Origin of the sequence: Mycolicibacterium vinylchloridicum (genome assembly GCF_013404075.1) — a bacterium.
GTDB classification, from domain to species: Bacteria; Actinomycetota; Actinomycetes; order Mycobacteriales; family Mycobacteriaceae; genus Mycobacterium; species Mycobacterium vinylchloridicum.
Map to the genome: position 1 here is coordinate 142,635 of NZ_JACBJQ010000011.1, position 11,833 is coordinate 154,467.

Sequence of the window (11,833 nt, forward strand, 5' to 3'; positions counted from 1 at the left end):
CTAGATCGGACTTTCGTTGCAGGGCTTGGCCGGGGGCCGGGTGGACAGGGTCAGCATGATCGGCTTGCCGCGGGAGTGGTCGGCGCTCGGGCGTGGCTTGTCCCGGTCGGCGGCCAGGGCCGGTGCCCCGTACCCCTCGACGCACTCCGGGTCGGGCCCGTCGAGTGGCAGACCGGTGAAGAACTTCGCGGCCATGCAGCCGCCCCGGCACGCGTCGTAGTGCCCGCAGCTGCCGCAGGCACCGGCCGACTGCGGCTCGCGCAGCTCACGGAACAAGGGCGCGTTCTTCCAGACATTGTCAAAGCCGTTATCGCGCACAATGTTTCCGGCCAGGAAGCGGTCATGGATGGCGAACGGGCAGGCGTAGACATCGCCGACCGGGTCGATCAGGCAGACCACCCGCCCGGCGCCGCACATGTTCAGCCCGGCCAGCGCACCGGGCGCACCGAGGCCGGCGAGATGGAAGAAGGAGTCACCGGTCAGGACGCGCTCGCCCTTGGCCACCAGCCAGTCATAGAGCGTCACCTGCTGCTCGGGGGTGGGGTGCAGTTCGTCCCAGACATCGGCTCCGCGCCCGGACGGGCGCAACCGGGTGATGCGCAGGGTGGCGCCGTACCGGTCGGCGAGCGTCTTGAAGTCGTCGAGCTGGTCGACGTTGTGACGGGTGACGACCACCGAGATCTTGGCGTCTTTGAATCCGGCGGCGGCCAGGTTCTCCAGCGCGCGGGTGGCCATGTCGAACGATCCCGGCCCGCGGACCGCGTCGTTGACCTCGGCGGTCGCGCCGTCCAGCGAGATCTGGACGTCGACGTAGTCGCTGGCCGCCAGTCGCGCCGCCACCTCGGGGGTGATGCGTACGCCGTTGGTGGAGAACTTCACGCCGACATGGTGGGCGGTCGCGTAGTCGACCAGCTCCCAAAAGTCCGGGCGCACAGTGGGTTCGCCGCCACCGATGTTGACGTAGAACACCTGCATGCGCTCGAGCTCGTCGATGATGTCCATGCACTGACGAGTGGACAGCTCGCGGGGATCGCGCTTGCCCGAGGAGGACAAGCAGTGCACGCACGCGAGGTTACAGGCGTAGGTCAGCTCCCAGGTGAGGCAGATCGGCGCGTCGAGACCTTGCTCGAACTGCTCGATCAGCCGGGGTACCGGTGCCACCGAAGTCATTGGGAATCCTTGGGAATCAACATGTTCGAGGTCACCAGCACGCTCAGTGCGTGTAGATAGGGCGCCTCGTCGGGCTCGTCGACCCCGGCGGCCCGCAGGGCGGAGCGCGCGTCAGGGTGTTCGGACAGCGAATTCACCACGGCGAGGATGGTGCGGTTCTTGAGGAACGACAGCTTCCTGGTGCCGAAGTGGTACAGCAGTGCGCCAAAAGGTTCCGGGCGCACGGCCACCTGCGGATGCAGACGCCAGCTGAGTGCCGGGTCGAATTCCGACCCGGCCACAGCCGGATCGCCCACAGCGTGGGCGGGCACGGTCAGTAGACCCCGCACATCCCGTCGATGGAGACCTCTTCGACCAGCGTCTCGGTCACCAATTCGGTCTCGGTCTCACTTGCGTGGCTCGGCTCCATGAAAAGCACCCTTTCGTCGGCCAGGTTCTCGACAATTGTGATCGAGATCGCAAGAATATGGCATCGAGTGCCGAAAAGAAAGGGGTGGGTCGATGACAAGTGGTTCGGCGGGTTCGGGCGGGGCCCGCGTGGGGCGGCGCCGCTCCACCACCCAGGACCACATCACCGACGTCGCGCTCGACTTGTTCGCGAACTACGGGTTCGGCGCGGTCAGCGTCGACGACGTGGCCCAGGCTTCCGGGATCGCGCGGCGCACGCTGTTTCGCTACTACCCGTCGAAGAACGCGATCCCGTGGGGCGACTTCGACGCCCACCTGAAGCACTTCCGCCAACTGTTCGACGCGGTGGAGGCCGACGAGCCGATCAGCACAGCCCTGCGCTCCGCCCTGTTGGCGTTCAACACTTTTGACTCCTCGGAAACCGAACGGCACCGCCAGCGGATGCGGGTGATCCTGCAGACCGCTGAGCTACAGGCGCACTCGATGACGATGTACGCCGGCTGGCGAGGAGTCGTCTCGGACTTCGTGGCCGCCCGCACCGGCGGCCAGTCCGGTGACCTGATCCCCCAGTCGGTCGCTTGGCTGATGCTCGGCGTCGCCCTGTCCGCCTACGAATACTGGCTGGCCAACGAGTCGGTGTCGCTGCCACAGGCGATCGGTGACGCCTTCGACGTCGTCGCGCACGGACTCGACGATCTGGACGGGCGCTGAAGTCGGTCGGCGCAAAAAGTTTCGCCACGCCCGTCGGAGTTCGGCCCGGTGCGACGACGATAGAGATGTGAGCGCGGATCCGGACCACACCGATGCACCGCATCGGCTGCTGCAGCTCTACGACGACGCACTTCCGGTCGTCTACGGCTACTTCGTCCGCCGCTGCGGTGACCGGGCCACCGCGGAGGACCTGACCTCGGAGACGTTCCTGGCCGCCATGGACGCTGCCCGCAGGCCGCAGCCGCCGCCCATCGCAGTGCCCTGGCTGCTCGGTGTGGCGCGGCACAAGCTCGCCGACCACTACCGGCGCCGCGCGAGCCGGCCGACGGTCACCGTCGCCGAGGTACCCGAGAAGGAACCGTCCGACGAATGGGACGTGGAGTTGGACCGCATCGTCGCCGAAAGCGTGCTGTCCCGGTTACCTGAGGCGCAGCGCACCGTACTGGCGCTGCGCTATATGGATGACTGCAGCGTGCCCGAGTGTGCGGAGCTGATCGGGCGAACCGTGCATGCCACCGAAGCGCTGCTGGTGCGCGCCCGTCGCGCCTTCAGGGCCCACTATCCGGATCGGGAAGGAGGGCTGTCGTGAACAACAACACCGATCCGTTGTCCGTGCTGCACGGCGACGAAATTGCGGTCCAGCCCGATCCCGCGTTCGCGGCCGGTCTGCGGGCGCGTCTGGAAGCGGCACTTTCGCTTCCGAATCGAACAGGAGGAGTTGTCATGAGTGGTACCGATGCAGCCGTCGCCGAGCTGAACGAGCGGGCCGTCGAACCCGGCACTGCGCTCCCGCGGCCCGCAGCACTGCCCTATCTCGCCGTTGCCGACGCGCGTGCGGCGATCGCCTGGTACACCGATGTCTTCGGCGCATCGCTGGTCGGCCGGCCCTATGAGATGGACGACGGCCGTATCGGCCACGCCGAACTCCAGATCGGCGACGGCGTGCTCTACCTCGCCGACCAGTATCCGGAGCTTGGCCTGAAAGCGCCTTCACCGCAGTCTGTTTCGGTGAGTTTGATGCTCGAGGTAGCCGATACCGACAGTACGCTGGCGCGGGCACGCGATCGCGGCGCCAGCGTGCAGCGCGAGCCGTATGAGAACCACGGCGCCCGCAGCGCCGCGATCGTCGACCCGTTCGGTCACCGATGGATGCTCAGCGGACCGGTTACCGGCGCGGCGGTGCCGATTCAACACGGCGACGTCGGCTATGTCTCGGTGTGGACGCCGGACGCCGAGCGGGCCGCAGCCTTCTACGGCCACGTACTCGGCTGGACGTACGATCCAGCGACCCATCAGGTCACCAACACCAAACAACGCATCGGGATCCACAGCGTCGACGCACCCCCCACGTTGTTCTGCTGCTATGCCGTGGACGACCTCGCGGGAGCACGGCGCTCGATTGCGGACGGCGGCGGTACCGTCGACGAGCTCGAGCACGTCGACTTCGGCACGCTGAGCGACGCCACCGACCCGCAGGGCGCGTCGTTCGCCGTCTTCGCGCCAACCCGCGACGAACCCCGGCCCGAACTCAACGGCTCTGGGCCAGGCGAACTTTCGTACATCACCTACGAAGTACCCGACGCGACGGCGTTCAAGTCGTTCTACAGCCGCGTGCTGTTCTGGACATTCGAACCAGGCCGTATCGAGGATGGGTGGCAGGTCAATGACACACACCCGATGGCAGGCGTTGCGGGCGGCAGCACCCGTCCGGTGACGGTGCCGATGTGGACCGTGGCCGACATCGATGCCGCTGTCGCCCGCGTGCGGGAAGCCGGCGGAGCCGTCATCTCCGAGCCGAGCCGGCAGCCTTATGGACTGTCAGCGGAGTGCACGGACGACCAGGGCGGCCGGTTCTACTTAGGAGAATTCTGACTTCGGCTCAAGACTGGGGAAGGACCTCGGCGATCGGCGCGCCGGCAGCGATCTTGGCGCGGGTCTTCATGACCTTGCCGGGCATGCCGCCGCCGACCACCCCGGCCACCACGCCGTCGCGCTCGTAGAACGCCAGAAACTTGCGGCCGTCGTCCTCGACGATGTGCACGGTGTCGGTGGCCTCCGGCTCACCCAGGCACTGGATCTTGACGTCGTACTGGTCGCTCCAGAAGTACGGCACGACGATCACCGACGGCGCGTCCTGGCCCAGCATCGACGGCACGATGACGCGGGCCTGCTCGGCCACGTTGCTCCAATGCTCTACGCGCGCTTGGTGTCCGGTGGCATCACGCCAGGACGCGACGTCGCCGAGCGCCCATACTCCTGCCGCACTGGTGCGGCCCGCCTCGTCGCACACGACGCCGTTGTCGACGGCGATCCCACTGCCCTCCAGCCAGTCGGTGGCCGGGCGTGACCCGATGCCGACCACCACGAGGTCGGCTGCCAGCTCGCTGCCGTCGGACAACACGACTCCCGCCACGTGGCCGTTCTCGCCGCGCACCTCGGCCACGCCGATGCCGGTGCGCACGTCGACGCCCTCGGCGCGATGCAGCCGGGACACCAGGTTTCCGACCTGCTCGCCCAGCACCGAGGCCAGCGGCGCGGGTTGCGGCTCCACCAGAACCACGTCCACACCCAGCTTGCGCAGACTGGCCGCGACCTCACAGCCGATGAACCCGGCACCGATGATCACCGCTTGGCGGGCCGACGCGGCATGGGTGCGCAGCGCCAGCGCCTCGTCGAACGTCCGCAGCACCCGGATGCCGTCCAGGTCGGGGAACGACGGAATGCGCTTGGGCACCAGGCCCGTCGCGATCACCAGCTCGTCATAGCCCAGCACCGAGCCATCGGCCAGGGTCACCGTCTGGGCCGCGGTGTCCAGCGAGGTGGCCGCACTGCCCAACCGCACGGTGATGTCGTTCTCGGTGTAGAACTCGGCCGGCTTGAGCGCGACATCGTCGAGGGCGGCGTGCAGCACGTCCTTGGACAGCGGCGGGCGGTCGTACGGCAGGTGTGCCTCATCACTGACGATGGTGACCGGCCCGGCATATCCCGACTTGCGCAACTGTTCGGCTGCCCTGGTGGCGGCCAATCCGCCGCCGACGATCACAATTCCGTTTTCGCTCGTTCCCACGTGGTGTTCTTACACGATCGCCGACGTGATGTGCGCGCCAGCCCGCCTCTACCAACCGGGTGTTAGGCAGGTGAGCGGTCGATCAGGTTGGACAACACCACGATGCTTTCGCTTCGCTCGATGTCGGCACTTGACCGGATCCGCTCGAGGGCGGCCTCCAGGTGGCGCATATCGCGGGCCAGCACGTGCAGGATGGCGTCCGAGGTACCGGTGACCGTGGCCGCGCTGATGATCTCGGGGATGTCAATCCAGGCCGCGCGCAACTGATCCGGCGCGATCGTGCCGTGGCAGTACACCTGAACGTAGGCCTCGGTGTTCCAGCCGAGCGCGCTGCGATCGACGACCGTGGTGAAGCCGCGGATGACGCCGTTGTCCAGCATCCGGTCGACTCGGCGCTTGACCGCGGGCGCCGACAGATTCACCCGGGCACCGATCTCGGCAAACGTGGCGCGGGCATGCTCGGTGAGCTCGGCCAGGATGCGCTCGTCAGTGTCGTCGAGCCGGTCCATCGGCTGCGCTCCTCTCCTAGTTAACAGATCGCCGCTGTGGCGGCTGTAGCGCAAGAAATCAATTATAGACACGCAACAGAGGTCGATTGATTGCGTCAGAGTCGCCTTCTATCGTTGATTTCATGACGATATCCCCAGATGTCGCCGCCGAGTCAACGAGGACACCGCGCAGCCAGCGACTTCGCCACTACGCCATGACCCCGCCGACGTACTTCGCCGTCGAATACGCCATCAACCCATGGATGGACACCAGCACGCCGGTCGACGTCGACCGCGCCGTCGCCCAATGGGAGACTCTGCGGGACACCTACCGCCGTCTCGGCCACACCGTCGACATCGTCGAACCGGTGGCCGGACTGCCGGACATGGTCTACGCGGCCAACGCCGGACTGATCATCAACGGCACCGCGATCGTCGCTCGCTTCAAACACGCCGAACGACAGGGCGAATCCGTGGCCTACGCCACCTGGATGGACCAGCGCGGGCACGATCCCCTCGTTACCCGCCACGTCAACGAAGGACAGGGCGATCTGCTGGTCGCCGGATCAATGATCTTGGCCGGCACTGGTTTTCGCACCCATTCGCAGGCGCACGCCGAGGTGGCCGGGATCACCGGCCTGCCGGTGATCTCCCTGGAGCTCGTCGACCCGCGCTTCTACCACCTCGACACCGCACTCACGGTGCTCGACGACACCACGATCGCCTACTACCCACCCGCCTTCACCGCCGAGTCCCGCGGCCGGCTGAGCACGCTCTTCCCCGACGCCATCGAAGTCGCGAGCACCGACGCCTACGTCCTCGGCCTCAACGCGGTGTCCGACGGTAAGCACGTCGTCCACCCCGCCCAGGCCACCGGTTTCGCCAAACAGCTCAACCACGCGGGCTTCCATCCCATCGGCGTCGACCTCTCCGAACTGCTCAAGGGCGGCGGATCGGTGAAATGTTGCACGCTGGAGGTGTTTTCATGACCATGGCCGACACCGTCAAGAAGGCAGCCACCCGAACCACCGTTGAAGCCATCGCGCTGGACAACACCTACGCCGCCCACAACTATTCGCCGCTTCCGGTGGTGGCCGCCAGTGCCCGAGGGGCGTGGATCACCGACGTGGAGGGGCGCCGGTACCTGGACTGCCTGGCCGCGTACTCCGCAGTCAACTTCGGCCATCACAATGACGAGATCGTTGCCGCCGCCCACCGTCAGCTCGACGCCGTGACCCTGGTCAGCCGCGCGTTCCACTCCGATCAACTCGGCCCGTTCTGTGAGGCGCTGGCCGGGCTGTGCGGCAAAGACATGGTACTGCCGATGAACAGTGGCGCCGAGGCGGTGGAAAGCGGCCTCAAGGTCGCCCGTAAATGGGGCGCCGACGTCAAGGGCGTCCCCCCCGATATGGCCAACATCATCGTGGCCGACAATAACTTTCACGGTCGCACGATCAGCATCGTCAGCTTCTCCTCCGACGCCACCGCCCGGGGTGGATTCGGCCCCTTCACACCGGGATTCCGGTCCGTACCCTTCGCTGATGCCGACGCGGTGGCGGCGGCCATGGACGAGAACACGGTCGCCGTCCTCATCGAGCCGATCCAGGGCGAAGCCGGCATCATCGTCCCGCCCGACGATTACCTGCCCCGGTTGCGCCGGCTGTGTACCCAGCGCAACGTGCTGCTGATCGCAGACGAGATCCAGTCCGGCCTGGCCCGAACCGGCCACACCTTCGCCTGCGACCACTGGGGCGTGGTGCCCGACATCTACCTGCTCGGCAAGGCCCTTGGCGGAGGGGTGGTTCCGCTGTCCGCGGTCGTCGCCGACCGCGATATTTTAGGGGTGCTGCACCCCGGCGAGCACGGGTCGACGTTCGGCGGCAACCCGCTGGCCGCCGCCATCGGCTCCACCGTCATCGACATCCTGCGGCGAGGCGAATTCCAGTCCCGCTCAGCCGAACTCGGGCTGCATCTGCATTCCCGGCTGCGGTCACTGATCGGCCACGGCGTGCTCTCGGTGCGCGGAATGGGCCTGTGGGCCGGTGTCGACATCGATACCCGCCTGGGAACCGGCAAACAACTCAGCATGGCGCTGGCCGAGCGCGGCGTGCTGGTCAAAGACACCCACGGCTCGACCTTACGATTCGCTCCACCGCTGGTGATCACCGCCGAGGAGATCGACTGGGCGATTGAGCAGTTCGCAAGCGTATTGGCCGGGCCAGGCTCATAATCGGCTAATCTCGCCCGACCCCGGGAGGCGTACATGACGGCACCGTCGATCAACCTGACCGAGCAGATGCTGCGCCGAAGGCCCGTTTTGGGGGCCCCGGTCGCGCATGGCGCCTCCGATCACCTGGAACGAAGTATCGGCACATTCCAGCTGACGATGTTCGGCGTGGGCGCCACGGTGGGCACCGGTATCTTCTTCGTGCTTTCCCAGGCGGTTCCAGAGGCCGGCCCCGGCGTCGTCGTCTCTTTCATCATCGCCGGTATCGCGGCGGGCCTGGCGGCCATCTGTTACGCCGAGCTCGCCTCGGCGGTGCCGGTTTCCGGATCCACCTATTCCTACGCCTACACCACGCTCGGGGAAGTCGTCGCGATGGCAGTGGCGGCCTGCCTGCTGCTCGAGTACGGGGTGTCCACGGCGGCGGTCGCCGTGGGCTGGAGCCAATACGTCAACAAGCTGCTCGACAACTTCTTCGGACATCATCTCCCCCAAGCGATTTCGGCGGCACCCTGGGACGCCACCCCGGGCGTCATCAATCTGCCCGCGGTCATCCTCGTGGTCATGTGCGCACTGCTGCTGATCCGCGGCGCCAGCGAGTCCGCCAAGGTCAACACCATCATGGTGCTGATCAAGCTGGGCGTGCTGGTGATGTTCGCCGTGATCGCGTTCACCGCATTCAACGTCGACAACTTCGCCAACTTCGCACCACTCGGTGCCGCCGGAATCGGTTCGGCCGCCGGAACGATCTTCTTCTCCTACATCGGCCTGGACGCCGTCTCCACCGCCGGCGACGAGGTCAAGAACCCGCAAAAGACCATGCCGCGCGCCATCCTGGCCGCACTGATCACGGTGACCGCGGTCTACATCCTGGTCACAGTCGCGGCGCTGGGCGCCCAGACCTGGACCGATTTCGAAGGCCAAGAGGCCGGCCTGGCCACCATCCTCGACACCGTCACCGGCGCCCAGTACTGGGGCACCGTGCTGGCGGCCGGTGCGGTCATCTCGATCTTCTCGGTGACGCTGGTGACGCTGTACGGCCAGACACGCATCCTGTTCGCCATGGGCCGGGACGGACTGCTGCCGTCGATGTTCGCCAAAGTCGACCCGCGCAGCATGACACCGGTCAACAACACCATCATCGTGGCGATCGTGGTCAGCGTCCTGGCCGGCGTCGTCCCGTTGGACTACCTGGCCGACATGGTGTCGATCGGCACTCTGGTCGCGTTCATCGTCGTCTCGGTCGGCGTGATCATTCTGCGGGTGCGCGAACCCGACCTCCCGCGGGGTTTCAAGGTGCCCGGTTATCCGGTGACACCGGTGCTTTCGGTGCTGGCCTGCGGTTACATCCTCTACAGCCTGCACTGGTACACCTGGATCGCCTTCTCCGGGTGGGTCGCAGTGGTGCTGGTCTTCTACTTCGCCTGGGGCCGACACCACAGCGCACTGAACGCCGGCGGCTCCGATGGCTACATTCCCACCGCCGTTCCCGGTGACGACGACGTCATGTTCGACGAGAACCCGAAGGACCACCACTTCGTCACCAAGCACGAGCATGAGGACGAGCCGTGACCGTCGCCGTCGGCTACCTCGCGGGCAAGGGCGGCCAGTCGCCGCTGTACCTGGCGGTGGAGGCAGCCAAGACGCTGAAGACCTCGCTGGCCGTGGTCACAGTCGTGCCGCGGCCATGGATGACGCCGTCGCTGGCTCGAGTCGACGCCGAATTCGCTGAGTACGCAAACCAACTGGCGATAAGGTCGGCGGCGCAGGCGCGGCAGTGCATCGATGCGGTCGCCAAGGACCTCGATGTCACCTATCACACGGTCGCGCACCGGTCGGCATCTGGCGGTCTCTTGGAGGCGGTCGCCGACCTGCAGCCCGAGGTCTTGATCCTGGGCTCCGCCGCCGACGGCAAGCTCGGCCAGGTGGTGATCGGCTCGACCGGAGACCGGCTGCTGCATTCCTCACCGGTGCCGATGGCGATCAGTCCACGCGGCTATCGCGGCTCGAAAATCGGTGTACTGACCCGGATCACCGCCGCATACCCGGGCACGCCGGAAACCTTGCATGTGGTGGAGCGCGTCGTCGCGCTCGGTCAGCGGCTGGGCGTGCCGATGCGCGTCGTCACGTTCGCAGTGCGTGGCCGCACGATGTATCCGCCGGAAGTCGGCCTGCATGCCGAAGACTCCATCCTCGACCAGATGGCGGCTCATGCACGAGAAACACTGGCGCAACTGAAGACCGACGGCGTGGTGGGCCAAGACGTGGATCTTCAGGTTGCCGTCGGCAACGGCTGGGACGAAGCGCTGGACGACGCCGACTGGCAGGACGGCGATCTGCTGGCCATCGGCACATCGCCGGTGGGCGGAATCGCCCGGGTGTTTCTTGGCTCCCACGGCTCGAAGATCCTGCGGCACAGCCCCGTTCCGGTGCTGGTGCTACCGGGCTGATCGCTAGGCCCATGTAGCCACTCCTCAGCGCCTCGCTTCGCTGCGGCGCATCGTCGTGACTAGGCCCATGTAGCCACTCCTCAGCGCCTCGCTTCGCTGCGGCGCATCGTCGTGACTAGTACTTCATCACCCCGCGGTCGACGTTGATCTGCGAGCCGGACAACGTGGCCGAGTTGTCACCGGCCAGCCAGACCACGACGTCGGCGACCTCGTCGACGTTCATGAAGTCGGATAGCTTGCCGGTCGCGCTCTGACCTGTGGGCAGGTACGGCATCGGCGAGAAGCCGTGCAGGAAGCTGGGATGCGCGGCGAAAACACCCATCATGGCGTCGTTCTCGGTCATCGGGGTGGCCACCGAGTACGGGTGGATGGAGTTGACCCGGATGCCGTACTCGCCGACTTCCAGCGCAAGGGAATTCGTCAGGGCGGTCAGGCCGTGCTTGGACGCGGCGTAATGGCTGTTACCCGGCGTGGCTTTCAGGCCCGCCGATGAACTGACCACCACGATGGAGCCACCGTTACCGGCTTCGATCATCGCCGGGACGACGGCCCGCAGCGTGCGCCAGGTGCCGGTGAGATTGACGTCGATGACGGTGTTCCACTGTTCGTCGGTCAGCTCCCACAGCCGGCCCCAGGACAGCACACCGGCGTTGGCCACCAGGATGTCGAGGCGCCCGAACTGCTCGACACCGTCGGCCACCAGCTGGCGCACCGCGGCGTCGTCGCGGACGTCGACCTCGCGGGCCAGTACCTTGCGGCCCTCGGCCTCGACCAGCTGCACCGTTTCGCGCAGGTCCTCGGGCGTGGTGCCGGGATAGGGAATCGTCTCGCTGACCGGCGCGCAGATGTCGGAGATGATGACGTCGGCACCCTCCCGGGCCAGCCGTATCGCGTGGGCGCGTCCCTGGCCGCGCGCGGCCCCGGTCACGAATGCCACTCGTCCCTCAAGCGTCCCCGACAATGTTGTCATCAATGGCCCTTTCGATCAGCTGCCGCCAGGCTAGCAAGCTGACTGGAACGTGTTCTAGGAACCACTGTCAATAGTCGACTGGGTCGCGGACAATCGGGCAGGTCATGCAGTGACCGCCGCCGCGTCCGCGGCCCAGTTCGGCGCCGACGATCGTGATGACTTCGACCCCGGCCTTGCGCAACAGCGAATTGGTGTGGGTGTTGCGGTCGTTGATCGCGCTCGCTGAAATTCCCCACTGACGCTCATCGAAGTTCCCCACCCGTGTGGCTCCGCCGAGAAGGGCGGGCCTCCCTCGAAGCTGCTGGTGTCTGACGCCAGTTGCTCCATCGAAGGAGGCCCGCTTTC

Annotated in this window: 13 protein-coding genes and 1 pseudogene; 7 read left to right on the forward strand and 7 right to left on the reverse strand. The window is 66.6% G+C overall.

Annotation, left to right across the window (positions count from 1 at the left end; translation table 11 throughout):
• The 3 genes from mftC to mftA are packed head-to-tail and all read right to left on the reverse strand — an operon-like array spanning position 1 to position 1,579.
• On the reverse strand, positions 1 to 1,170 hold the full coding sequence (gene mftC / locus HPC46_RS12150; protein ID WP_179470057.1) for a mycofactocin radical SAM maturase: 1,170 nt from the start codon (positions 1,168 to 1,170) through the stop codon (positions 1 to 3).
• On the reverse strand, positions 1,167 to 1,481 hold the full coding sequence (gene mftB, locus HPC46_RS12155; RefSeq protein ID WP_407665492.1) for a mycofactocin biosynthesis chaperone MftB: 315 nt from the start codon (positions 1,479 to 1,481) through the stop codon (positions 1,167 to 1,169). Before mftB ends, mftC begins: the two co-directional genes overlap by 4 nt.
• Positions 1,482 to 1,483: 2 nt before the next feature.
• On the reverse strand, positions 1,484 to 1,579 hold the full coding sequence (gene mftA / locus HPC46_RS12160; RefSeq protein ID WP_005143850.1) for a mycofactocin precursor MftA: 96 nt from the start codon (positions 1,577 to 1,579) through the stop codon (positions 1,484 to 1,486).
• A 92-nt stretch (positions 1,580 to 1,671) separates the two neighbouring features.
• On the opposite strand from mftA, the gene mftR reads away from it, so the two are divergent.
• The 3 genes from mftR (at position 1,672) to HPC46_RS12175 (ending at position 4,161) form a co-directional block, all read left to right on the forward strand.
• A complete protein-coding gene (mftR, locus tag HPC46_RS12165) occupies positions 1,672 to 2,289 on the forward strand; it encodes a mycofactocin system transcriptional regulator MftR (protein WP_179470059.1) in 618 nt (205 codons plus the stop codon).
• Between the two features lie 67 nt (positions 2,290 to 2,356).
• Positions 2,357 to 2,878 carry an RNA polymerase sigma factor gene (locus HPC46_RS12170; RefSeq protein ID WP_179470061.1) on the forward strand — a complete coding sequence of 174 codons (522 nt, stop codon included), beginning with the start codon at positions 2,357 to 2,359 and terminating at the stop codon, positions 2,876 to 2,878.
• Complete coding sequence (locus HPC46_RS12175; protein ID WP_179470063.1) at positions 2,875 to 4,161, forward strand: VOC family protein; 1,287 nt, start codon at positions 2,875 to 2,877, stop codon at positions 4,159 to 4,161. Before HPC46_RS12170 ends, HPC46_RS12175 begins: the two co-directional genes overlap by 4 nt.
• A gap of 7 nt (positions 4,162 to 4,168) precedes the next feature.
• On the opposite strand, the gene HPC46_RS12180 is transcribed toward HPC46_RS12175, so the two are convergent.
• Both HPC46_RS12180 and HPC46_RS12185 read right to left on the reverse strand, forming a co-directional pair.
• Positions 4,169 to 5,356 (reverse strand): NAD(P)/FAD-dependent oxidoreductase, encoded by a 1,188-nt coding sequence (locus tag HPC46_RS12180; protein ID WP_179470065.1) that lies wholly within the window; start codon positions 5,354 to 5,356, stop codon positions 4,169 to 4,171.
• 62 nt (positions 5,357 to 5,418) lie between these two features.
• The gene (locus HPC46_RS12185; protein ID WP_179470067.1) at positions 5,419 to 5,865 is read right to left on the reverse strand and encodes an Rv2324 family transcriptional regulator; all 447 of its coding nucleotides are present in this window, start codon (positions 5,863 to 5,865) and stop codon (positions 5,419 to 5,421) included.
• Positions 5,866 to 5,987: 122 nt separating this feature from the next.
• Here HPC46_RS12185 and ddaH point away from each other — a divergent pair, with 122 nt between their 5' ends.
• Genes ddaH through HPC46_RS12205 form a run of 4 tightly spaced genes read left to right on the forward strand, consistent with a single transcriptional unit; the run spans position 5,988 to position 10,518 of the window.
• Positions 5,988 to 6,833: a dimethylargininase gene (gene ddaH, locus HPC46_RS12190; RefSeq protein ID WP_179470069.1), complete on the forward strand. Its 846-nt coding sequence runs from the start codon at positions 5,988 to 5,990 to the stop codon at positions 6,831 to 6,833.
• Positions 6,830 to 8,074 carry an ornithine--oxo-acid transaminase gene (gene rocD / locus HPC46_RS12195; RefSeq protein ID WP_325096642.1) on the forward strand — a complete coding sequence of 415 codons (1,245 nt, stop codon included), beginning with the start codon at positions 6,830 to 6,832 and terminating at the stop codon, positions 8,072 to 8,074. Before ddaH ends, rocD begins: the two co-directional genes overlap by 4 nt.
• 33 nt (positions 8,075 to 8,107) lie before the next feature.
• Positions 8,108 to 9,640, forward strand: a complete 1,533-nt coding sequence (locus HPC46_RS12200; RefSeq protein ID WP_179470071.1) for an amino acid permease — start codon at positions 8,108 to 8,110, stop codon at positions 9,638 to 9,640.
• Positions 9,637 to 10,518, forward strand: a complete 882-nt coding sequence (locus HPC46_RS12205; RefSeq protein ID WP_179470073.1) for a universal stress protein — start codon at positions 9,637 to 9,639, stop codon at positions 10,516 to 10,518. Before HPC46_RS12200 ends, HPC46_RS12205 begins: the two co-directional genes overlap by 4 nt.
• A gap of 115 nt (positions 10,519 to 10,633) precedes the next feature.
• Here the strand turns inward: HPC46_RS12205 and HPC46_RS12210 are convergent, their stop codons facing one another.
• Both HPC46_RS12210 and HPC46_RS12215 read right to left on the reverse strand, forming a co-directional pair.
• On the reverse strand, positions 10,634 to 11,488 hold the full coding sequence (locus tag HPC46_RS12210; protein ID WP_179470075.1) for a mycofactocin-coupled SDR family oxidoreductase: 855 nt from the start codon (positions 11,486 to 11,488) through the stop codon (positions 10,634 to 10,636).
• Positions 11,489 to 11,555: 67 nt separating this feature from the next.
• A pseudogene (locus HPC46_RS12215) lies at positions 11,556 to 11,696 on the reverse strand (arginine deiminase family protein); the annotation flags it as partial.
• Between the last annotated feature and the right edge of the window lie 137 nt (positions 11,697 to 11,833).

What these genes read in the sequence shown, in the direction of transcription:
- HPC46_RS12210 (WP_179470075.1), bottom strand. Translation starts at nt 11,488, where the DNA reads ATGACAACATTGTCGGGGACGCTTGAGGGACGAGTGGCATTCGTGACC.
- mftA (WP_005143850.1), bottom strand. Translation starts at nt 1,579, where the DNA reads ATGGAGCCGAGCCACGCAAGTGAGACCGAGACCGAATTGGTGACCGAG.
- mftR (WP_179470059.1), top strand. Translation starts at nt 1,672, where the DNA reads ATGACAAGTGGTTCGGCGGGTTCGGGCGGGGCCCGCGTGGGGCGGCGC.
- HPC46_RS12185 (WP_179470067.1), bottom strand. Translation starts at nt 5,865, where the DNA reads ATGGACCGGCTCGACGACACTGACGAGCGCATCCTGGCCGAGCTCACC.
- rocD (WP_325096642.1), top strand. Translation starts at nt 6,830, where the DNA reads ATGACCATGGCCGACACCGTCAAGAAGGCAGCCACCCGAACCACCGTT.
- ddaH (WP_179470069.1), top strand. Translation starts at nt 5,988, where the DNA reads ATGACGATATCCCCAGATGTCGCCGCCGAGTCAACGAGGACACCGCGC.
- HPC46_RS12200 (WP_179470071.1), top strand. Translation starts at nt 8,108, where the DNA reads ATGACGGCACCGTCGATCAACCTGACCGAGCAGATGCTGCGCCGAAGG.
- mftC (WP_179470057.1), bottom strand. Translation starts at nt 1,170, where the DNA reads ATGACTTCGGTGGCACCGGTACCCCGGCTGATCGAGCAGTTCGAGCAA.